At 65.3% G+C, this 19,503-nt stretch carries 22 protein-coding genes; 18 read left to right on the top strand and 4 right to left on the bottom strand.

Annotated elements, in window-relative coordinates; all coding sequences use genetic code 11:
* Positions 1 to 60: 60 nt before the first annotated feature.
* The 7 genes from AC23D4_RS20110 to AC23D4_RS20140 all read left to right on the top strand — a co-directional run bounded on the left by AC23D4_RS20110 (position 61) and on the right by AC23D4_RS20140 (position 4,616).
* Positions 61 to 519 (top strand): PRTRC system protein C, encoded by a 459-nt coding sequence (locus tag AC23D4_RS20110; RefSeq protein WP_108500023.1) that lies wholly within the window; start codon positions 61 to 63, stop codon positions 517 to 519.
* A gap of 14 nt (positions 520 to 533) precedes the next feature.
* Entirely contained in the window at positions 534 to 1,583 is a 1,050-nt protein-coding gene (locus AC23D4_RS20115) for a PRTRC system protein F (RefSeq protein WP_108500040.1), read from the top strand.
* 19 nt (positions 1,584 to 1,602) lie between these two features.
* Complete coding sequence (locus tag AC23D4_RS20120; protein ID WP_108500024.1) at positions 1,603 to 2,343, top strand: PRTRC system protein B; 741 nt, start codon at positions 1,603 to 1,605, stop codon at positions 2,341 to 2,343.
* On the top strand, positions 2,340 to 3,050 hold the full coding sequence (locus AC23D4_RS20125; protein WP_108500025.1) for a PRTRC system protein A: 711 nt from the start codon (positions 2,340 to 2,342) through the stop codon (positions 3,048 to 3,050). The genes AC23D4_RS20120 and AC23D4_RS20125 overlap by 4 nt, the downstream gene beginning before the upstream one ends.
* Positions 3,051 to 3,085: 35 nt before the next feature.
* A complete protein-coding gene (locus AC23D4_RS20130; protein ID WP_233250756.1) occupies positions 3,086 to 3,952 on the top strand; it encodes a PRTRC system ThiF family protein in 867 nt (288 codons plus the stop codon).
* On the top strand, positions 3,949 to 4,158 hold the full coding sequence (locus AC23D4_RS20135) for a hypothetical protein (RefSeq protein ID WP_108500026.1): 210 nt from the start codon (positions 3,949 to 3,951) through the stop codon (positions 4,156 to 4,158). Before AC23D4_RS20130 ends, AC23D4_RS20135 begins: the two co-directional genes overlap by 4 nt.
* 128 nt (positions 4,159 to 4,286) lie before the next feature.
* The gene (locus AC23D4_RS20140) at positions 4,287 to 4,616 is read left to right on the top strand and encodes an H-NS histone family protein (RefSeq protein ID WP_108500027.1); all 330 of its coding nucleotides are present in this window, start codon (positions 4,287 to 4,289) and stop codon (positions 4,614 to 4,616) included.
* Between the two features lie 10 nt (positions 4,617 to 4,626).
* On the opposite strand, the gene AC23D4_RS20145 is transcribed toward AC23D4_RS20140, so the two are convergent.
* On the bottom strand, positions 4,627 to 5,766 hold the full coding sequence (locus AC23D4_RS20145) for a phage integrase N-terminal domain-containing protein (protein ID WP_108500028.1): 1,140 nt from the start codon (positions 5,764 to 5,766) through the stop codon (positions 4,627 to 4,629).
* A gap of 1,200 nt (positions 5,767 to 6,966) precedes the next feature.
* On the opposite strand from AC23D4_RS20145, the gene AC23D4_RS20150 reads away from it, so the two are divergent.
* From AC23D4_RS20150 to AC23D4_RS20170, 5 genes are all read left to right on the top strand, one after another.
* Complete coding sequence (locus tag AC23D4_RS20150) at positions 6,967 to 7,998, top strand: PRTRC system protein D (protein ID WP_108500030.1); 1,032 nt, start codon at positions 6,967 to 6,969, stop codon at positions 7,996 to 7,998.
* On the top strand, positions 7,995 to 8,270 hold the full coding sequence (locus AC23D4_RS20155; RefSeq protein WP_108500031.1) for a hypothetical protein: 276 nt from the start codon (positions 7,995 to 7,997) through the stop codon (positions 8,268 to 8,270). The genes AC23D4_RS20150 and AC23D4_RS20155 overlap by 4 nt, the downstream gene beginning before the upstream one ends.
* A gap of 139 nt (positions 8,271 to 8,409) precedes the next feature.
* Entirely contained in the window at positions 8,410 to 8,724 is a 315-nt protein-coding gene (locus tag AC23D4_RS20160; RefSeq protein WP_369882169.1) for a CFI-box-CTERM domain-containing protein, read from the top strand.
* Positions 8,721 to 9,269: a PD-(D/E)XK nuclease family protein gene (locus AC23D4_RS20165; RefSeq protein ID WP_108500033.1), complete on the top strand. Its 549-nt coding sequence runs from the start codon at positions 8,721 to 8,723 to the stop codon at positions 9,267 to 9,269. The genes AC23D4_RS20160 and AC23D4_RS20165 overlap by 4 nt, the downstream gene beginning before the upstream one ends.
* 113 nt (positions 9,270 to 9,382) lie before the next feature.
* Positions 9,383 to 9,823 carry a thioesterase family protein gene (locus AC23D4_RS20170; protein WP_108500034.1) on the top strand — a complete coding sequence of 147 codons (441 nt, stop codon included), beginning with the start codon at positions 9,383 to 9,385 and terminating at the stop codon, positions 9,821 to 9,823.
* Between the two features lie 310 nt (positions 9,824 to 10,133).
* On the opposite strand, the gene AC23D4_RS20175 is transcribed toward AC23D4_RS20170, so the two are convergent.
* Entirely contained in the window at positions 10,134 to 11,411 is a 1,278-nt protein-coding gene (locus tag AC23D4_RS20175) for a tyrosine-type recombinase/integrase (protein ID WP_233250758.1), read from the bottom strand.
* A 272-nt stretch (positions 11,412 to 11,683) separates the two neighbouring features.
* Positions 11,684 to 12,619 carry a YicC/YloC family endoribonuclease gene (locus AC23D4_RS20180; protein WP_472887404.1) on the bottom strand — a complete coding sequence of 312 codons (936 nt, stop codon included), beginning with the start codon at positions 12,617 to 12,619 and terminating at the stop codon, positions 11,684 to 11,686.
* Between the two features lie 61 nt (positions 12,620 to 12,680).
* Here AC23D4_RS20180 and AC23D4_RS20185 point away from each other — a divergent pair, with 61 nt between their 5' ends.
* The 6 genes from AC23D4_RS20185 to AC23D4_RS20210 all read left to right on the top strand — a co-directional run bounded on the left by AC23D4_RS20185 (position 12,681) and on the right by AC23D4_RS20210 (position 18,433).
* Positions 12,681 to 13,688 (top strand): serine/threonine protein kinase, encoded by a 1,008-nt coding sequence (locus AC23D4_RS20185; RefSeq protein WP_472887405.1) that lies wholly within the window; start codon positions 12,681 to 12,683, stop codon positions 13,686 to 13,688.
* Positions 13,685 to 14,584, top strand: coding sequence for a PP2C family protein-serine/threonine phosphatase (locus AC23D4_RS20190; protein WP_472887406.1), 900 nt, complete (start codon positions 13,685 to 13,687; stop codon positions 14,582 to 14,584). Before AC23D4_RS20185 ends, AC23D4_RS20190 begins: the two co-directional genes overlap by 4 nt.
* Before the next feature lie 218 nt (positions 14,585 to 14,802).
* On the top strand, positions 14,803 to 15,534 hold the full coding sequence (rph, locus tag AC23D4_RS20195) for a ribonuclease PH (RefSeq protein WP_472887407.1): 732 nt from the start codon (positions 14,803 to 14,805) through the stop codon (positions 15,532 to 15,534).
* Between the two features lie 9 nt (positions 15,535 to 15,543).
* Positions 15,544 to 16,161 carry an RdgB/HAM1 family non-canonical purine NTP pyrophosphatase gene (gene rdgB / locus AC23D4_RS20200; RefSeq protein WP_472887408.1) on the top strand — a complete coding sequence of 206 codons (618 nt, stop codon included), beginning with the start codon at positions 15,544 to 15,546 and terminating at the stop codon, positions 16,159 to 16,161.
* An 89-nt stretch (positions 16,162 to 16,250) separates the two neighbouring features.
* Positions 16,251 to 17,432, top strand: coding sequence for a radical SAM family heme chaperone HemW (hemW, locus tag AC23D4_RS20205; protein ID WP_472887525.1), 1,182 nt, complete (start codon positions 16,251 to 16,253; stop codon positions 17,430 to 17,432).
* 101 nt (positions 17,433 to 17,533) lie between these two features.
* Positions 17,534 to 18,433 (top strand): NUDIX hydrolase, encoded by a 900-nt coding sequence (locus tag AC23D4_RS20210; RefSeq protein WP_472887409.1) that lies wholly within the window; start codon positions 17,534 to 17,536, stop codon positions 18,431 to 18,433.
* Between the two features lie 3 nt (positions 18,434 to 18,436).
* Here AC23D4_RS20210 and AC23D4_RS20215 read toward each other — a convergent pair whose 3' ends face one another.
* A complete protein-coding gene (locus AC23D4_RS20215) occupies positions 18,437 to 19,498 on the bottom strand; it encodes an aldose epimerase family protein (protein WP_472887410.1) in 1,062 nt (353 codons plus the stop codon).
* Between the last annotated feature and the right edge of the window lie 5 nt (positions 19,499 to 19,503).

Below are 19,503 nucleotides of genomic sequence, written 5' to 3' on the forward strand. Positions count from 1 at the left end.
AGAGACTGACCGCAAGGCCATCGCCATGGTGGCCGCATCCGAACCCAAGGAACCATCCCCATGTCGATCGAAATCACCCCCATCGTGCGTACCTTCACCTACAACGGCATCCTGCTGCCGGACGTGCCCGGCCTCGCGCCACGCGAAGTGCGCGACCTGTACAGCGCCCAGTTTCCCGAACTCGTAAGCGCCGAGGTCGAGGCGGGCGAGGTCGCCAACGGGCGGCAGGACTTTGTTTTTCGCAAGGCCGTGGGCACCAAGGGCGCGGGCACCCATGACGCCGTGCGGCCAGCACCATCCGGCCCACGCCTCGCGGCGCTGCTGGAGCGTGTGCAGGCCGTGGAGCGCGGTAACCTGGGTGCGACGGGCAAGCTGTCCCGCGCCTTGTCGCGTCGCAGCGTGCAGACCCGTTCGTCGGCCTGGAGCCAGTTCGCGCATCGGATGCTGGAGGAGCAGCACCACGCCGCCTCTGTCCACCGGGCCAGCGCCACCAGCGACATGCTGGTTCCATTGCCATGAAGGCGCTCACCGTCTTGCCCTGTTCGCCGTTCCTGGCGTTGCCGGGCCTGGGCGCAGGGGTGCCGCTGACCGTTGCATCGAATTCCCAGGCTCGGGCCAACGCGGCGCTGTGCCGCTTCCTGATCGAGGCGGGCGCGGTGCGTGAAGGGGACTTGCCGGAGAGCGAGTCCGACCCGCTCCAGGCGTGCGAGCGCGCCATCGACGCCTGGGTCAAGCGGCAGGTCGGGCCGCTACAGTGCCTGGAGCCGCGTTTCGCGGTCAGCGTACTGGATGAGCATGGCCACCGCCCGGCAATGCGCGGCGATCGGCAGACCGCCTACGCCCAACTCGACTTGTACTGGTGCGAATACCGCGAGGCCGAGTGGGCCGTGGGCGAGGGCCTGGAGGCGCTCAATGCCGCCATGCCGCACCTGGGGGCCACGGTTCTGCAAGTGCTGCGCGAACAGAGCCGCCATGTGTACCCGCTGTTCACCCCCGACATCGCCTGCGACGTGGCGTCCTACGTGTACTGGCAGGGCGAAATGGACGAGGAAGCCGCCCTGGACATGATGTGCGAGGACTGCGACGAGGCCGAACGCGACGCCATGCGCGAGGAAATGGTCACGCGCGGCAAGCTGGATGCTTCCTACCCCGAATGGGCGCGGAACTGGCTCTCACTGCCCCGCAAGGGCGAGCGGCGGTCCAAGGGCAAGAAGGCGTGGAAACCGTGCAACCTGCGGCATGCGGCCAAGACGCTCACCGACCCGCGGATGCGCCAGATCGCCGCCGATGCGCTGGCGCTGTCGCGCCTGACGATCACCGACGAGTTCCTGCCCGACATGGACGGCGAGTACATCGGCTTCGGCGCGGTGCTGTCCTGGGACGAGGGCGATGTGACCACGCGCATCTACGACGACCTGCTCCAGATGGCGCATCAGGCTGAGTTCTGCGACCGCATGGGCGAGGCGCAGATTCCGATGAGCGACCCCGGTGCGCTCGGGGCGTGGTTCCACCGCATGGGCCAGCGCTTCGAGGCGATCGGACTGATCGACCGCTTGATCCACGCGCTGTCCGCTGGACACTGACAGCAGGAGGTCATCGAAGATGAGCGAAGCGGAATTTTCCATCCACACACCCACGGACGACGTGCTGACGCTGGATCAGGCCGTGCTGCTGTACCACGGACGCTCGGGTGGCGCGCTTGCCACCGTGCATGAGGTTCTGACCGTGGACGGTGCGCCAGTCATCGGCGCGGGACGGGCCATGACCGCCCAGGCGGCGCGGGAACTGGCCTCGGCCTTGCTCCAGCGGGCCGCGCACGGCGGCTTTCTGCCTGAGACCGTGCTTTACGTGCATGGCGACGTGCTGGTGTGGTGGGCACCACCGGCGCGCAGGCACATCGCGTTCCGCGTGGGCGCCGACCATGCCGAATCCTTCGGCGGTGGCGAGCGCGGTGAGGCGGTGCCGCTGCCGGGGCTGGTTTTCGGGGCCTCCAGCCGAGCGTGGCGGGTGTGGGCGGTCAAGGGCAGCCGCCGCCCGACGCTGGGCACGCCGCTGTTCCAGGCCCCGTTCTTCAATGTCAATGCCCACGGCCACATCTGCCAGGGCAACGTGCCGGTGCCCGAGGGAACGACCGTGGAGAAGATCGGTGCCTGGAACGATGCGTTCTTCCACTCCTACTTCACGCACCCCAACGTGGCGGGCAAGCTGCTGAACTACCGGGGCGGTTCCTATGCATTCTGGCGCGACATGCTGAACCAGCGCTTCAAGCGCTTTCCCGAACGGGTGCTGGTCGATACCAAGACCACGCTGGGCCAACTGCTCGGCGAACCGGAGGCCCCATGACGTACACGATAGACCCCAGGGACCAGGCCCTGCTCGCCGCCTGCCCCGTTGTGGCCGCGCCGCGCTTCGGCGCGCTGCCGGACATGGCCAACGGCCAGCGCATTGTGGTCGCCCGCAACGGCTGGTTCGTGCAGACCCGGTTGGACTGGCTCGACAGCATCACCGCCTTGGGGCTGGAGCCCCCTGCGATGCGCCTGCCCTACGGGGAGGTGCAGGAGTCCCTGCGGTTCAGCTTCGGGCAACTGCCGATCAGGATGATCGAGGAATTCGTGGCCTATGGGCGGCAGCACCTGCCCGATGAGGCCGCCGGGGTGCTGATTTACTCGCGCAGCACCGGGCGGCTGCGCTTGGCGATCTGCGAGGCCGAACGTGCCTCGCCCGTGCGCATCGACTACCGCAGGCCGCCGATGGCCAGCGACGAGTCGGTAGCGGTGGACTTGCACACGCATGGCCGTGGCCCGGCCTTCTGGTCGGCCGACGATGACCGGGACGACCAGGGCATCAAGGTGGCCGGGGTGTTCGGGCTGCTGGACCAGCCCGCGCCGGTGGCGTGCTTCCGGCTGGTGATCAACGGGCTCTACAAATCGCTGCCGCACCATCCGTGGCAGGGGCCGCAGGCGTTGGCATCCATGCCGGATGTAGGGGAGCCCGGTGCAGGCCGCGATGGCTGGGTGCTGCGCTTGGTGCGACGCTGGCACCGCGCTTGAAAGCCATCCTCCCCGCGAGAGACTGACGGCAGGACATGGAATTGGAGGCGCTGGTGGAACACCTGATTCATCCGAAGTTGCTGGAACGCCGCGTTGCGGTGCATCTGGTCGGCGTGGGCGGCAACGGGGCGCAGATGGCGGCGTGCCTCGCGCGCCTGGACATTGCGATGCGCGCCCTGGGCCATCCCTGCGGCCTGCACGTCACCGCCTTCGACGCCGACCGTGTCAGCGAAGCGAATGTCGGTCGGCAGCTCTACAGCGCCGCCGACATCGGCAGGCACAAGGCGTTGGTCACCATCCACCGCCTGAACCAGTTCTACGGCCTGGACTGGGACGCCCACCCGATGCGCTATGAGGAGCATGTGAACGGCCAGCGCTACTGGGCGGGTACGGACTTGCTGATCAGTTGCGTGGACAGCCGCTCGGCGCGGGGTGCGCTGCACCGCATCGCTTGGCGGGACACCAGCCGCTACCGCTACTGGCTCGACCTGGGCAACACGGAAGCCATGGCGCAGGTGGTGCTCGGCCAGCCCGAAGGCGGGAGGGCATTGGACCCGCGGGCAACGGAGCCGCGGCTGCCGTGCGTGACCGAACTGTTTCCTGAACTGCTCGACGACACGGCTCCCGAGGACAACCAGCCGTCCTGCTCGGTTCGCATGTCGCTGGCATCCCAGGGGCTGTTCGTCAACGACGTGGCGGTGCGCTTCGCGGCGCAGCTGCTCTACGAACTGTTTTCCAGGGGGCGGCTCGCGCAGCATGGGGTGGTGGTCAATCTCGACTCCAAGCGCGCAGGCCCCATCGAAGTTGATCCTCGCACCTGGGCGCGCTTCGGGTTCTTCCATGCGGGCAGTGAATCTAACCAGTCCGAATCCAGGACTCTCACGGAGGCAGAAGCCGAATGAGCATGCAGCAATGGAATGTGCGCGTTGTGCGCGACGGAGAGGCCGTCCATATCGGAAAGGTGGGCGAGTCCACCGAAGCACTGGCGCGCTGCGCAGCGTTGTCGCGCTTCGGCCTGTCCGAGGACGAAGTGGAAGCGGATGGAATACGCCCGCGCGGCGCGGCGATCTATCCCGACGAGGACTTCGACGTATCGCCAGCGCTGTGATTGGCTGGCCGATTGGACTCCCAAACCGAGCCGGATGCGTACTGCTATAGACTTGTAGTGCGGTTGGGTCACCATGCCTTGCGCCGCATGACCGCGCAATTCCGCGCACTCAATATCCAGAGACTGCTATGGTTCGCAAACGGACGGCTCTAGAAATCGACGCAGAGATTGCCAAGCTGCAAAGGGAGCGGGAGGAAACCCGCGTTGCAGAGAAGGCAGGGGTGATTGCCCGCATGAAAGAGGCGATAGCCTACTACGGCATCACTGCCGCCGACCTGGGATTGGACGGCCTTTCGCGCAATGCATACGGTACTGCCAAAAGACTCAGGCCCGAAGTTGGTCGCGTCAAGTACAAGGACGATGCGGGCCACACTTGGTCAGGCTTCGGTCGCAAGCCCAAGTGGTTTGTCGAAGCGCTTGCCAACGGCAAAGCCGAGGCTGATTTGCGCGTTGCCTGACACGGGTTCTTCAAAGAGGGGAGATTGGGCCTCGGTTGCCGGTGGGTTGCTTGGGCAGTACCGCTCCTATATAGGCGCCGGAAGCCCTGGCCCTCGAATGGCCGGCCCGCTCGGACACGGCCAGTCGTGCCGCATGGTCCACATCGGCGGCTACGGTTCCGCCTCCACGCACGGGCGACGGCACGCCCGCAATGCTCTCGTACAGATCGTTCACATTGCCATGGCGCAGTCCATGCCCCGTGGTGCCCGCTAGGCGTTTCGTGATTCCGAACTTCTCCAGGGCGTAGTCGAGTCGGCGCAGATTGCGCTTCAGGTCGAGCGCTGGGTGGCCCAGGTGGGCGTCGCGGCTTGTGACCAGCGAGCGCGCCAGTGCCACCGAGGCCCGCTGTTGTTCCGTTTCCAGCGCGACCCAGCGCACGCGCCCACCCTTGCCCTTGATCCACACGTACTCATCCGCCTTGCGGCGCTCGGCAGGCAGGCCCGTGTCCTCGAAGGGCGCGACGTGTTCAAAAGGGCGGAACATCACCGATTCCTTGCGCCGCAGCGCCAGCGTGTGCATCAGCCGCATCGAGGCCGCGATCCGTGCGTCGTACTGCGTGACCTGGGCGAGGATGGCTTCCACATCGATGCCGTGCGCGCTCCAGCTTTTGTCGTGCTGGGCGTACTCATGGCGCTGGTATTCCTCCAGGCACAAGCCATAGCGCGCCGGAAGTAGCACGAGGCCGGGCTTGTTCATCCAGGATGCCAATCCGCGCAGAAAAGACAGGTAGGTCTGGATCGTCGCGGGTGCCAGATGCTCGCGCTGCCACACCTGCACCATTGCGTGCAGATGCTTCTGTCCCAGGTTGCGCGGATCTGGCACGGTGTGGAAGCCAGCTTTCAGCTTGAGGTCGAGGAAGAAACGCCGCAGGAAGCGGGCGCGCTCGGCGCGGGTCTTGTGCGAGACGGTTTTCTCGCGCGCCGTGTGCCGGGTGTTGAACAGCTCGATCAGTGTCTCCAGCACGCGCATGGGATCGGCATGGCCGGGCCGCAGCCGGGCAAGGATTTCCTGGGGTGTCTTGTCTGTCCAGGCTTGCCGCCGTGGCCGATCTGTGCCGGGTATGCGCCTCGCGCTGATGGGATTGGTTGACTGAGTGGAAGGGGTCGTCATGGTGTTCTCCAAATCAAAGGGGACAGCACGCCGCCCGAACGGCGCACTGGCAGGAATCCGGTAAGGCCAGCACCAGCGACGGATTCCGTCAGCCGCTGGTGCGGGAGGTCGATTCATCACGGCGGCGCACGCGACCACGACATGCGCCACCGACCCAGGGGTTGCGCCAGCCACATGCGCGTGCAGGGCCAGCTCGGTCGGTCTTAAAAATGAAAACGTGTGATCCGGCTCCGCATATGCATTTCTGCAACGGCGGAGGCTGGTGACGCACTGCTGCCTCGAGGGCAAACAGTCGCATCGGCGCCGAGATCAGGTCTCGCGCTATCTGGTGGATCAATCCTGGAATTCGCAGCGCCATTCGCGCGCATGGGTCCGCCCCTGACCGAAAGTCCAGGGCGGTGTCGAGCGTTTGAGCGGGGACAAGCGGGGAGCCCCTTCGGGGGCAAGCACAACCGCTTGCGGCGTGAAACACGCGTGCTCAGTAATGGCGGGATCGGGAGCCGGCATCGGGTGCCAGGTCGGGAGATCGATGGCCTTGACGCGCTTCTGGGAGCGCCCAGCCACAGGGCTGGCGAAGGTCATAGGCACATGCACTACGAAAGAGAACCTCGGGGCGGTCGCCTCGGGGGCGACGGCCACCCCGGTTCAGGACCGGGGCTTGAAGGGCAGGTAACGACTGCGACGCCTTTTGCTCCGCGATGGAGCGGGCCAAGGTTGGCCCTCGGGAACCTGTAGTGGATGACGAAAGTGGCTTGCAGGTCAATGCAGGCGTGGCAATGCGACGGCATGAAACCTGGGTTGCCGGTGGCGCTTGCGCCGACGCGACGGCCTGATAGGGGCCATTTAGTGTCCCGCAGGGCGGCAGAGCGAGGCTGCATGCGGGCTTGACAGGCGAACCGCCTGCCTCTGGTCCAACACGGGGCGCTCAAGGCGGGTGTGGGACAAGCACCGCTGAATGGAGCAGTGGCTTGCGTTCGGGGTTGACGAGTGCCAAAGCAGTGAGACCGTGGTGACACACGCGCAAGTCTCGAAGGAAGAGGCCAGCGACAGGTGTCAGTGCATCGTCGCTGTCGTTCCACCCGGATGACGGCAGAGAGAGCCTGATGCCGAAATGCGGGGCATTCCGGGCGGATTGCGCGTGGCGTGGAGGCATCGGCGTGCCGATGCTGATCGACATGGTTCTTTACTTGGAGCACTCACATGGAATTGATCGTCCGAGCGGTGGATGTCGGGTCCGGCAACACCAAATTCGTCACTGGCGTCGTGGGAAATGAAATCCGCTGCGCCAGCTTTCCGTCCGTCGCCTATCCGTCCAGCGGAGAGACGCCTCACTGGCCGGCCAGCGAACGGCGCAAAACCGTCTGCATCCCGGTCGGGCCGCTGTTCTACGAGGTCGGGCCCGACGTCGGCCTGGCGGCCGACACCTTCCGTGCCAAACAGCTGCACGACGAGTACACCGAGTCTCCGGAATACATGGCCCTGCTGCGCGGCGCGCTCAGCATGATGAAGGTGTCCCACATCGATCTGCTGATCGTCGGGTTGCCGGTGGCGCTCTTCTCGCTGAAGAAATCGGCCCTGGAAAAGACCATGGCAGGAGAACATCAGATAGGCGGCGGGAAGACCGTCACCGTCGCCAAAGCGATGGCCGTTGCCCAACCGCAGGGTGCCTTGGTCCACTACGCGGCCGAGCACAAGAAGATGGCAACCATCGGAACCGAGCAGAGCCTGGTGATCGACCCTGGTTCTCGCACCTTCGACTGGCTGGTCACGCGTGGCATGCGCCTGGTGCAGAAACAGTCGCATTCGATCAACCGTGGCATGTCGGACGTGCTGCGGCTGCTGGCAGCCGAGATCTCCAAGGATATCGGCTCGCCGTACCGCGACTACGACGCCATCGACCTGGCCTTGCGCTCCGGCAAGTCGCCTGTGATCTTCCAGAAACCCTACGACATGGGTCGGCACTTGCCCCTGGCCGAGAGCGTTGCGCAGCAGGCGGTGTCGACGATGCGCCAGTGGATCGAGACGCCGGAGAGCCTGCAGAACATCATTCTGGTGGGCGGTGGTGCCTTCTTGTTCAAGAAGGCCGTGAAGGCGGCGTTCCCGAAGCACCGGATCCACGAGGTCAAGGAGCCGATGTTCGCCAACGTCCGCGGATTCCAGCTCGCCGGGCAGAACTATGCCGCCAGCGCGATAGCCCCCGGCCGCGACCGCGGGGCAGGGGAGATCGCATGAACGGAAACACACAACAGGATTCCAAGCCGGTTCGGCTGGTGTTCGAGCTGGCGCGTGCGGACAACCCGCGGCTGTATGACGAGCTGGTGCGATTTCCGAAAGGTGGCAAGCGGGTCAACCGGCTGCGCGTGCTGGCCTACGACGGATTGCTGGTGCAGTACGGAATCTTTGCCGTCGACGGTCCTCGCCCTGTGCTGGCATCGGCGGGCCGCGAGGTGCTGGCTTCCGCGGGCGTGACCAACGATGTGTTCGGGCCGAGCCTGGCTGAGTGAGGTGCATATGCCAAGACAAGGAATGGGGCGTCAGGGCGAGGTGGCCGCGAAGGATTTGGCCGAGATGGGCTTCTGCGAGAAGCGAGTGCAGCTGGCCCATCTCCATGGGGAGCGGGCTACCCCGAAGCAGCGAAAGGCCATGGCCCGAGGGCAGGTGGCCCACCAGCGGTATTGGGAAGAGGGCGTGGCAGCGACGGCGGATCGCCGGTGCTTCGTGGCGACCTTCGTGTTTGGCCCGGATGCATCGGAGACGCAGGTACTTCGCGCGTACCGCGATGCGGTGCTCCTGCGCCAGTGCTGGGGAAGAGCCCTGGTTGCGACGTACTACCGGGTGGCACCAATGGGCTGCCGCATCATGGCGCGATCGCCTGGGATAGTGATCGGGGTGCGATGCGTACTGCGCATCGTGGTTGCCTGGTGTGCGAAGGCGATGAGCGACAGGGGGCTGCCATGACCTGGTCTGCCATGTATGTGCTCGCCGGTTTCGTTGCGCTTGTCCTGTGGCTGGCGCTGCTATGGATGGGCCGCCATCGGTCTGGCGAACGGGCCTCCCGACCGCGAGAGCTGGCCGGTGCCGAACTGGTCTATATGGAGAGGCTCTTTCGCATGCGGCATCCCTTGCGCCTCGTTGCCAGAGTCGATCGTGTGTACCGTCGTGCCAATGGCATGTTGGTACTGGTCGAACTCAAGACGCGTCTTGCAGCTCGTGTTCATGAAACTGACCGAATCCAACTGTCGGTGCAGAAATTGGTGATCGAGGCACAGACCGGGGAGGTCGTCGAGCCACAAGCCTTCGTGAGCTTCGCAAGCCCGACGGGCAGGCACACACGCAGTTCGCAAAGTGTGAAATTGCTGGGAGTCGAGGAAATCGTCGCCCTTGTGCGTCGCCGCGAAGCGATCCTGGAGGGGCGTATTGAGCCGACTTATGCGCGTTCGCCAAAGGCATGCAGTGGATGTGCCTTTCGGTTGGAGTGCGACCGGCTTTCTGTTCGCAGGTAAGGCCTGATCGCGAAATGCTCGAAATTCGGACAGGATTTCTCGTGGACTGGTGTGGGCATCGCCGGGGATATTGCTCTGGTCATCATCCACGTTGGCGCGAGCCGTCCCGATCCATGAACCATGAGAGCATCAGCCAGATCTCCTTCGACGAGGTCTATGTCGTTCCGTCTCATCAAACCGCCCGCTCGCTGTTCACGCAGTTGCCGCATGGGCGTGGTTACGCTGAGACGCTCATTGAGTGCATCGCTACGGGGTATCTCGTGGCCGTCGTCGAATCTATCTGCATCAAAGAAATGCAGCGGCACGTTGACCACGAACGAGAGGTTGTCGTGGGCCGCAGCATTCACTTGGAACACCGTGGACCTATACCTCCTGGCGCAGAGATTCGTCTTTCGGGTTGGGTTGAACGATTGGGACCCCGAAGCGTGACATTCAATGTGCGCGCCCATGATTCTCTTGAACTGGTCTGCGAGGGTCGTGTGACGTTTGTGGCTGCCGATCGCAGCGCACTCGAGTCGAAGATCGCGCACAAGGTAAACGTTGCCGCCCGGTAACCGGAGGTGAAATTCGCATCGTGCGCCTGAATGCCACCGAGATCTGCCGGCAGAAGCCTCGTTCCAATGCAGCGCCAATCCCGAGGCGCATACCATGTTTCCTCCGATCACCGGTGGCGTTGCGGTCGTTCTGCTGGATGCTCCAGCTAGGGCGCAAATCGACAGGCGGCGCTCGGCGGTTCTCAAAAGAAGTGAATCGCCAACCTATGCCCCATCACTGCAGGCCTGCCGCAACTGCGCACAGCGGTCGGAGTGCGATTGTTTCGCTCGGCAGGCCTGGACTGCACTGTGTGCCCGTTATCGGTGCCGTTCATTCATTGGCCGCCTGCCTGGCCACGATGGAGTGGGGGAGCTTGCCGGGCAGATGGGGGATGGCATTTTGTCCCGAGGTTCCCTGCCGCCGACTGGCGGTGAAGTCGACAGGATCGCCTCTACTGATGGCCCCCAGCATTTCCGCCCACTGATGCAAGGCCTGGCGGCGCTGCGGAAAGTAGTCGTGCCGGTCGTAGATGCCCTGGGTACCCCGCAGCTTGTGGTTCAGTGCGCGCTCGGCCACGAAGGGGTCCACGCCGAGTGCGCTCAGTTGTGTCCTGGCTGTCCGGCGCATGTCATGCACCGTGAAGTGCTCGACGTCCTTTCGTGGAAGGCGCTTCAGCGCCACGTTGAGCGTGTCGGGACTAATGTGCCCGAAGCGGTTTTGCCGAGGTTGGCCATTCTTCACGCGGATAAGGCGGCGCGCGGGGAACAGGTACGGGTTCCCGCAGGCGAATAGGATCACTTCTTCGAGCCAGACGATCACTTGGCGAGGAAGCGGGATCTCGATGTACGCGCTGGTCTTGGTCTGGCTGCGTTGCAGTTTCCAGACGCCGCTACGAAGATCGAAGTCCGTGCATTTGGCGGAGAGCAGTTCCATCTTGCGCACGCACAGCGCCAGCAGGAGCCAGACAGAGAGCTCGTTGATGCGTCCAAAGTTCGCCGTTTCGCGCATGTCTTGCGCCAGCGCCGTGAGTTCCTCGTAGCTGAGCCACCGTTCACGTGGCGTCTCCGTTCCGCCAGCATCCGAGATGTCGAATCCTGCAACCGGATTTGCTTCGGTCCACTTTCGTTTCGCAGCGAAGTGGAACATGCGGAACAGGTAGCGCATCGCGTCGTTGGCGACAGTGGGAGCGCCGGCTTCGACGATCTTGGTAAGCACTCCATCGATGTGGTGTGGCCGAACCTCGTTGATCGCGAGCTTGCCGATCACGGGATAGATGTGGCGCCGCAACACACGTTCCACGACCTGGGGATGCTTGACGTTCTTCAGGATGTACCGCTCATACCAAAGATGCCCCAGGCCCTGGACATCCTCCATCTCAAGTGCCTTGAGCTTCTCCAAGCGCTTTTGTGCGCCCACGTCGATGCCCTGCTGGATCTGCGATCGGTCGCGCCGGGCAAGCTCTCTGGCGTCTTTGAGGGAAACGTCTGGGTAGCGTCCCAGCACCTTCTCGCGTAGGCGTCCGCCAAAGCGGTAGCGCAGAATCCAGGAGGCTTGCCCCCGTTGGGCGGAGGATTCCTTGGCAAAGAAGATCAGTCCACCACCGATCATCCTGTCCACGGGCCCGGCATTCAGCCAAGCTCGCAGCGTTCTATCTGAAACATTTTGTGTAAACCCAGTCATGGCGCAGCCTCCAGCAGTGTTTGATGGGTTCCTGTTCCGGGGATCGCCCGGAACGGGTGGATTCGCCCTCGAACCCACCAATGAACCCATCGCAAAGCTTGAGCTAGCCTGGATTGCTGTGCTACGCCATGAAAGAAGTTTCCATTGAAAAATCAACAACTTAGAGGTCGTTTTGCGGTGGCATGAACCTCCTCGAAACCCTACTCTAAATTCTGGACCTGCTCGCGCATCTGTTCGATGAGCACCTTCATGTCCACGGAAATGCGGGTGAGTTCCAGGCTCGACGATTTGGAGCCCATGGTGTTGGCTTCGCGGTGCAGTTCCTGGATCAGGAAGTCCAGGCGTTTGCCCACATCGCTGCCTTTCTTGATCAGGCGCTCGATTTCCACCAGGTGCGAGTCCAGGCGGGTCAGTTCTTCGGCCACATCGATGCGGATCGCGAAGGCGGTGGCTTCGGTCAGCGCACGATCCTGGGCGGCCTCGCCGGTGAGGGTGTTGCTGGTGCCACCGGCAGCCGCGCTGGCACCGAGCGCTTCGTTCCAGCGGTCGATGAAGCGCTGCCGCTGTTGCGCGACCAGTTGGGGAATCAGGGGCTGGGCGTCTTTGGCGAGCTGGCGCAGCTGCTTGAGCCGGTCCAGCAGCATGGCTGCCAGGCGCTGGCCTTCGCGTTCGCGCGCGGTGAGCAGTTTGTCCAGGCCCGTCTGGGCCAGCGCGAGCAGGGCTTCGTGCAGCTCACCGGGGTTGCCGGTCTGGCGCGTGGTCAGTTGCAGCACCTCGGCCACCGACAGGGGGGCGGCGGTGGGCAGCCAGGCGCGGACGTTGTCCTGCAGGCTCACCAGCTTCTGCAGCTCCGGTGCGCTGGGTGCGCGTGGTCCGGCGTCGGTGCGGCCCTCGACCCAGGCCCGCACCTCCACCTTGCCACGCTTGAGCGAAGCGCCCAGCAGTTCGCGCAGGGCGGGTTCGGTGCCGCGCAGGTCGTCCGCGAGTTTGAAAGTCAGGTCGAGAAAGCGGCTGTTGACCGAGCGGATTTCGATGCCCAGGCCCGGTTTGGCTTCGCGCGGGGACTCGCTGGCAAGTGTGGCTGCGGCCCCGCCGGTCTGGGCCGTGGCGTAGCCGGTCATGCTGTAAACTGCCATTGAACTGTGTCCCATCAGGTTGAGTGGTCCAAAACGAGGCGTTCCGGAACCCATCCGAATTATGTCAAAGGTCAAACCCGCACCGCTGCCACCGGACACCGTGATCGGCGGCTATCGCATTGTGCGCAAGCTCGCAGCCGGTGGTTTTGGCGTGGTCTACCTGGCTGTGGATACCGAAGGGCAGCAGGTCGCGGTCAAGGAATACCTGCCGTCGTCGCTGGCCACACGCGGTCCGGGCGAATTGCTGCCGCAGGTGCAGCCCGAAAAACTCTCGTTGTACCGGCTGGGGCTCAAGAGCTTTTTCGAAGAGGGCCGCGCCCTGGCACAGATCTCTCACCAGTCGGTGGTGAGCGTGCTCAACTTCTTCCGCGAAAACGAGACCGTCTACATGGTCATGAACTATCTGGAGGGCGCGTCCCTGCAGGAGTTCATCATCACGGCACGCGAACTGAAGAAGCAGAAGGTGTTCCGCGAGTCCACCATCCGTTCGCTGTACGACGAGGTACTGCGCGGCCTGCGCATCGTGCACCAGCACAAGATGCTGCACCTCGACATCAAGCCGGCCAACATCTTCGTCACCGACGACAACCGCTCGGTGCTGATCGACTTCGGTGCGGCACGCGAGGTGCTGAGCAAAGAAGGCAACTTCATTCGCCCGATGTACACGCCCGGGTTCGCTGCACCCGAGATGTACCGGCGCGATTCGAGCATGGGCCCGTGGACCGACATCTACGCCATCGGCGCCTGCATCTACGCCAGCATGCAGGGTTACCCGCCCAACGACGCCCCGCAGCGGCTGGAAAAAGACCGCCTGTCGCTGGCACTCTCTCGCCTGCGCGGCGTCTACTCCGACAACCTGATCGAGGTGGTGGAGTGGTGCATGTCGCTGGATCCGCTGTCGCGCCCGCAATCGGTGTTTGCGCTGCAGAAAGAGCTGAGCCGCGAGACCGAACGCAGCTACACCAAACTGACCGTGGCTGAAAAGATGCGTCTGCAGTTTGACAACATCGTTTCCGACAACAAGAAGTCGCCGCGCAAATCGACCGCCGCCGGGACCAAGTTCCGATGAAGTTTTCGGTTTACCAGATCAGCCGTCAGGGTGGCCGCGAGCGCAACGAAGACCGCATGGGCTACGCGTACACGCGCGAGTCAGGCCTGTTCGTGCTGGCCGATGGCATGGGGGGGCACCCTGAAGGGGCGATGGCGGCCCAGCTCGCCCTGCAGACCTTCTCAGCCTACTTCCAGAAGGCCGCCAACCCCACCTTGCGTGAAGTGCCGGAGTTCCTCTCCAGCGCCCTGATGGCGGCGCACCACCAGATCATTCGCTACGCCGCCGAAAAAGGCATGCTCGACACGCCGCGCACCACGCTGGTGGCGGCCGTGATGGAGCGCGGCAACATGCACTGGGTGCACTGTGGCGACTCCCGCCTGTATCTCGTGCGCGATGGCGAGTTGCTGACGCGAACGCGGGACCATTCCTACATGGAGCAGCAGGCCCACCTGGGCAAGGCCACCCAGCACATCAACCGCAACATCCTCTTCACCTGTCTGGGTTCGCCCGCCAAGCCGGTGTTTGACCTGTCGGGACCGGTGCAGTTGTTGCAGGGCGACCGTGTGCTGCTGTGCTCGGATGGCCTCTGGGGCACGGTGAAGGACTTCGAGATCGCCGCCGAACTGGCCCGCAATCCGCTGGAGCAGGCGGTTCCCGAGCTGGTGGAGATGGCCCTCAAGCGTGGTGGACAGCGCTGCGACAACGTCACCGTGCTGGCCATGGAGTGGGAAACGGCCGACGAATTCCAGACCACGCGGGTGTCGACCGAAGACATTGAAGAAGGCGTGTTCGCCTCCACCATCCAGTCGGGCGTGGCCGACCCGACCATCGAAGACCTGGACGACGCGGCGATCGAAAAGTCGATTGCAGAAATCAACGAAGCGATCCGGCGCACCGCCGAAAAAAATTCCTGACACCCCCGCGCCGCCTTCGGCGTCACCCCACAGGGGGCAACGCGTGCGGCCTGGCGAAAATGAACCACCCCCGTCGCTTGTTCGCTTCGCGTAACCGCTCCGCCCCTCCAGGGGCAACGCGTGCGGCCCGGCAAAGGTTCCGCCGCGTTCCGGGCCTTGTTACCTGGCGAGCTGGCCGTTCCTCCCTTTGACTGATTCACGACTTGATTGAGGTATTCATGACTGTTTCCACACGACCCGGCCAACGGGCCACCGATGCCCTGCGCCCGGTGCGCATCACCCGGGGTTTCACCATCCACGCCGAGGGCTCGGTGCTGATCGAGTTCGGTGACACCAAGGTGCTGTGCACCGCGTCGGTGGAAGAGAAGGTGCCGCCGCACAAGCGTGGCAGCGGCGAAGGCTGGGTGACGGCCGAATACGGCATGTTGCCGCGTGCCACCCACACCCGCAGCGACCGCGAAGCGGCCAAGGGCAAACAGAGCGGGCGCACGCAGGAAATCCAGCGCCTGATCGGCCGTTCGCTGCGCGCCGTGTTCGATCTGAAGGCGCTGGGTGAACGCACCATTTCGCTGGACTGCGACGTGCTGCAGGCCGATGGCGGCACACGCACCGCGAGCATCACCGGCGCCTTCGTCGCGGCGCACGACGCGGTGAGCAAGCTGCTCGCCGAAGGCAAGGTCACCACCTCGCCGATCAAGGGCCATGTGGCCGCGATTTCGGTCGGCCTTCTGAAGGGCCTGCCGCTGCTCGATCTGGAGTACGTGGAAGACGCGGCCTGCGACACCGACATGAATGTCGTGATGACCGGTGCCGGCCATTTTGTGGAAGTGCAGGGCACGGCCGAAGGCGTGGCGTTCACGCGCCAGGAAATGGACGCGTTGCTGGTGCTGGCCGAAAAGGGCGTGGCCGAACTGGTGGCCTTGCAGAAGCAGAGCCTTGGCCTGGTCTGAGAGGCCCGGATGAGACTGGTCCTCGCGTCCAACAACAAAGGCAAGCTCGCCGAGCTGCAGGCCTTGTTTGCGCCGCTCGGCGTGGAACTGGTGCGCCAGTCCGAACTGGGCATTCCGGAAGCGCCCGAGCCGCACCGCACCTTCATCGAGAACGCGCTGGCGAAGGCGCGCCACGCGGCGCAGGTCAGTGGCCTGCCCGCGCTGGCCGACGACGCCGGCCTGTGCGTGGAGGCCTTCGGCGGTTTGCCGGGCGTGGACACCGCCTACTACGCGACGCAGTTCGGCTATGAAAAGGGCGACGCCAACAACGTGCGCGCCTTGCTGGAGCAGATGTCGCATGTGGAAGACCGGCGCGCCGCGCTGGTGAGCACCCTGGTCGCGGTGCGCAGCGCCGACGACCCGGAGCCACTGGTGGCCAGCGGTCGTGCGCCGGGGCTGATCACGCGCGAGCCCATCGGTGACAACGGCTTCGGTTTTGACCCGGTGATGTTCCTGCCGCAGTTCGGCTGCACCTTCGCCCAGCTGAGCGACGAGAAAAAGAACGCGAACAGCCACCGCGGAAAAGCGGCGCAACAGATGCTGAACCTGATACGTGAACGGTGGTTCGCGCCCCAGGCCGACGCATGAACACGCCCAGAGAGGTCCGGGTGGCGCTGCCCGGCGCGGCCGGCAGCCCACCGCCGGAAGGGCCACACTGGAGCGACATCCGCCACTGGATGAGACCCGGCACGCTGCAATTGCAGGGCCTGCCGCCGCTCGCGCTCTACATCCACCTGCCCTGGTGTCTGAAGAAGTGCCCTTATTGCGACTTCAACTCGCACGAGTGGAGCGCCACCAGCGCGCCCGGTCAGGCGTTGCCCGAACAGGTTTACCTGGACGCCTTGCGTGCCGATCTGGAAGCCGCCTTGCCGCTGATCTGGGGCCGCTCGGTGCACAGCATCTTCATTGGTGGCGGCACGCCCAGCCTGTTTTCGCCCGAAGCCATCGACCGCCTGCTGGGCGACGTGCGCGCGCTGCTGCGGCTGGACGCCGATGCCGAGATCACGCTCGAAGCCAACCCGGGCACCTTTGAAAAGGACCGCTTCAGGGCTTTCCGCCAGGCCGGCGTCACGCGCCTGTCCATCGGGGTGCAGAGCTTCAACGATGACCATCTGAAGGCGCTGGGCCGGGTGCACGACCGGGCGCAGGCGATCGCCGCGGTGGAAGAGGCGGCGATCGCCTTCGACACCTTCAACCTGGACATCATGTACGCGCTGCCGGGGCAGACGCTGGCCGATTGCGAAACGGACATGCGCACCGCGCTGGCGTTCGCGCCACCGCACATCTCGATCTACCACCTGACCATCGAGCCCAACACGGTGTTCGCCAAGTTCCCGCCGCGGGTGCCCGAAGACGACGACGCCTACGCCATGCTCGACCGCATCACCGAGCTGACGGGCGAACAGGGGCTGGCGCGCTACGAGGTCTCGGCCTACGCGCGCGAAGGCCACCGTTGCTGGCACAACCTGAACTACTGGCAGTTCGGCGACTACCTCGGCATCGGCGCCGGTGCCCACAGCAAGCTCAGTTTTGCCCACCGGGTGGTGCGCCAGGTGCGTGCGCGCGAACCGCGTCTCTACATGGACAAGGCGCGCGCGGGCGATGCGGTGGTGAGTGTGGAAGAGGTGGCGCGGCGCGATCTGCCTTTCGAGTACATGCTCAACGCGCTGCGCCTGCGCAACGGCTTCGAGCTGCAGGACTTTTCGGCCCGCACCGGGCTGCCGCTCTCCAGCGTGGCCACGGCGCTGGACGAAGGCGTGCGCCGCGGCTGGCTGGTGATGGCCGATGGCTGGGTCCGACCAACCGAACGCGGGTTCGATTTCCTCAGCGATCTGCAGTCACTGTTCCTGCCCGCCTGAGCGACACGCCAATTTTTCGGACCGCTGCGGGTGTCTGCTCGGACGCCGGACGGGGCGGCGTGAAGGGACCGGCATGGGCAAGGCTCGTGGACAATGCCCGCATGGCCATACCGATCAACTCCGATGTGATTCACACCCCGCCCCTGGCGTCTGCCACCGTGATGGTGCTGCGCGACGGTCCTGCCGGGCTGGAGGTGCTGCTGGTGCGCCGGCACGGCAACTCGGGTGTGCTGGGTGGCGTGCACGTGTTTCCGGGCGGCAAGCTCGATGCGGCCGACCGGCAGGTGGATCCGGCTGCGCTGGACCGCACGGCGGCCGAGCTGTTGAGCGCCCTGGCCGAACCCGGGCTGGATCCGGACACCGCGGTGGGGCTGCACCTGGCCGCGCTGCGCGAGACCTTTGAAGAATGCAGCCTGTTGCTGGGCCTGCACGAATCACTTTCAGCCGGTTGCGACGGGGCGCGGTTGGCCACCCAGGTGCGTGAGCACACGCTCACGGGTCTGGCCTTTGCCGCTGCCGTGCAGCGCCTGGGCCAGCCGCTGGCGGTGTCGAGCCTGTTGCCGTGGTCGCGCTGGGTCACGCCGCGCCAGCCTTCGGTGACCAACAAGCGCTTCGACACGCGCTTCTTCGTGGCCGCGGCCCCGGCGGGCCAGGACGCCAGCCACTGCACCTTCGAAGCCACCGAAGCGGTCTGGCTGTCCCCGCGCGCTGCGCTGAAGCGCTACTGGGCGGGCGAGATCGACCTGGCGCCGCCGCAGATCATGAGCCTCTGCCAGCTCAGCCGCTTGGCCGATGTGGCCCAGGTGCAGGCCGCTGCGCGCAGCCGGCCGCCCGCGCTGATCGAGCCCGAACCCTTCGATCAAGACGGCTGCCGCGTGATCTGCTACCCCGGCGATCCGCGGCACAGCCGCCGGGAGCCGGTGTGGGACGGGCCGACCCGCCTGACCTACCGCAACCAGCGTTTCGAGGCCGAAGGCGGGTTGGCGGCATTGTTGGGCTGAGGTCTATCCGTTCAGCACACCGAACCGGTAACGCGTCTGCGCGCGGTAAGGCCGCTCGGCCGTGACGCGGTTGAACGGGAAACCCGGGCAGTTGGGGGCGTTGGGGAACTGCTGGGGTTCCAGGCAGAGCCCGCTGCGCGGCCCGTGGACCACACCCCGTTTGCCGATGTCGGCCGACCCACCTGTGCCGAGCTGGCCCGCGGTGTACACCTGCAGCACCGGTTCGGTGGTCCAGACCTCCAGCGTGCGGCCGCTGGCTTCGCTGTCGGCGCGGGCGCACAGGCGCAGGCTGGTGGTGTGGGGGTCGGCGTCGATCACGTAGCTGTGGTCGATGTCGGGCAGGTTGCCCAGCGTCTGCGGGGTGCGCAGGTCCAGCGGGTGGTCGCGCAGCGGCGTGCGCTCGCCGGTGGGGATGTTGTCGGCGTCGGTGGCGAGCAGCTGGCTGGCGCGCACTTCCAGCCGGTGGCCGTCGATGCGCGCATGGCCGGGGCCGTCGAGGTTGAAGAACGCATGGCAGGTGAAGCTCGCCGGCCCGTGGCCTTCGACCGCGGTGGCTACGTGTTCGATCACCAGCTCGTTGTGCTCGGTCAGCCGGTAGGTCAGGCGCAGGGCCAGCGTGCCGGGGAAACCGTCGTCCGCGGTGTCGAAGCGGTGCTGCAGTTCCAGCGTATGGGCGTCGGTCTGGCGGGCCTCGAAGACGCGGTGGCGCGAGCCGCGCGGGCCGCCGTGCAGGCAGTGCGGGCCGGCGTTGGCGACCAGCTGGTGCTCGTGACCGTCGAGCGTGAAGCGGGCCTGGGCGATGCGCCCGGCGTAGCGTCCGATGAAGGCGCCCATGGACGGCGCGCCCTGGAGCAGGTCGTCCAGGCTGTCGTAGCCCAGCGCCACATCACCCGGCACACCGTCGCGGTCGGGCACCACGATCTGCAGGATCCGGGCGCCCAGGTTGCAAACGGCCACAGCCATGCCGCGCTCGTTGTGCAGCAGGAAGAGCGCCGTAGATCGGCCATCGAACCCGCCCTCAAAACGGGCCGGTTCGAGCAGGCCGGGTAGCGTTTCGGCGTCCATGACAG

Source organism: Hydrogenophaga sp. L76 (assembly GCF_057654755.1).

Coding starts and splice junctions, on each gene's coding strand:
- AC23D4_RS20110 (WP_108500023.1), top strand. CDS start 61: ATGTCGATCGAAATCACCCCCATCGTGCGTACCTTCACCTACAACGGC.
- AC23D4_RS20120 (WP_108500024.1), top strand. CDS start 1,603: ATGAGCGAAGCGGAATTTTCCATCCACACACCCACGGACGACGTGCTG.
- AC23D4_RS20125 (WP_108500025.1), top strand. CDS start 2,340: ATGACGTACACGATAGACCCCAGGGACCAGGCCCTGCTCGCCGCCTGC.
- AC23D4_RS20130 (WP_233250756.1), top strand. CDS start 3,086: ATGGAATTGGAGGCGCTGGTGGAACACCTGATTCATCCGAAGTTGCTG.
- AC23D4_RS20135 (WP_108500026.1), top strand. CDS start 3,949: ATGAGCATGCAGCAATGGAATGTGCGCGTTGTGCGCGACGGAGAGGCC.
- AC23D4_RS20140 (WP_108500027.1), top strand. CDS start 4,287: ATGGTTCGCAAACGGACGGCTCTAGAAATCGACGCAGAGATTGCCAAG.
- AC23D4_RS20145 (WP_108500028.1), bottom strand. CDS start 5,766: ATGACGACCCCTTCCACTCAGTCAACCAATCCCATCAGCGCGAGGCGC.
- AC23D4_RS20150 (WP_108500030.1), top strand. CDS start 6,967: ATGGAATTGATCGTCCGAGCGGTGGATGTCGGGTCCGGCAACACCAAA.
- AC23D4_RS20155 (WP_108500031.1), top strand. CDS start 7,995: ATGAACGGAAACACACAACAGGATTCCAAGCCGGTTCGGCTGGTGTTC.
- AC23D4_RS20160 (WP_369882169.1), top strand. CDS start 8,410: ATGGCCCGAGGGCAGGTGGCCCACCAGCGGTATTGGGAAGAGGGCGTG.
- AC23D4_RS20165 (WP_108500033.1), top strand. CDS start 8,721: ATGACCTGGTCTGCCATGTATGTGCTCGCCGGTTTCGTTGCGCTTGTC.
- AC23D4_RS20170 (WP_108500034.1), top strand. CDS start 9,383: ATGAACCATGAGAGCATCAGCCAGATCTCCTTCGACGAGGTCTATGTC.
- AC23D4_RS20175 (WP_233250758.1), bottom strand. CDS start 11,411: ATGATCGGTGGTGGACTGATCTTCTTTGCCAAGGAATCCTCCGCCCAA.
- AC23D4_RS20180 (WP_472887404.1), bottom strand. CDS start 12,619: ATGGCAGTTTACAGCATGACCGGCTACGCCACGGCCCAGACCGGCGGG.
- AC23D4_RS20185 (WP_472887405.1), top strand. CDS start 12,681: ATGTCAAAGGTCAAACCCGCACCGCTGCCACCGGACACCGTGATCGGC.
- AC23D4_RS20190 (WP_472887406.1), top strand. CDS start 13,685: ATGAAGTTTTCGGTTTACCAGATCAGCCGTCAGGGTGGCCGCGAGCGC.
- rph (WP_472887407.1), top strand. CDS start 14,803: ATGACTGTTTCCACACGACCCGGCCAACGGGCCACCGATGCCCTGCGC.
- rdgB (WP_472887408.1), top strand. CDS start 15,544: ATGAGACTGGTCCTCGCGTCCAACAACAAAGGCAAGCTCGCCGAGCTG.
- hemW (WP_472887525.1), top strand. CDS start 16,251: ATGAGACCCGGCACGCTGCAATTGCAGGGCCTGCCGCCGCTCGCGCTC.
- AC23D4_RS20210 (WP_472887409.1), top strand. CDS start 17,534: ATGGCCATACCGATCAACTCCGATGTGATTCACACCCCGCCCCTGGCG.
- AC23D4_RS20215 (WP_472887410.1), bottom strand. CDS start 19,498: ATGGACGCCGAAACGCTACCCGGCCTGCTCGAACCGGCCCGTTTTGAG.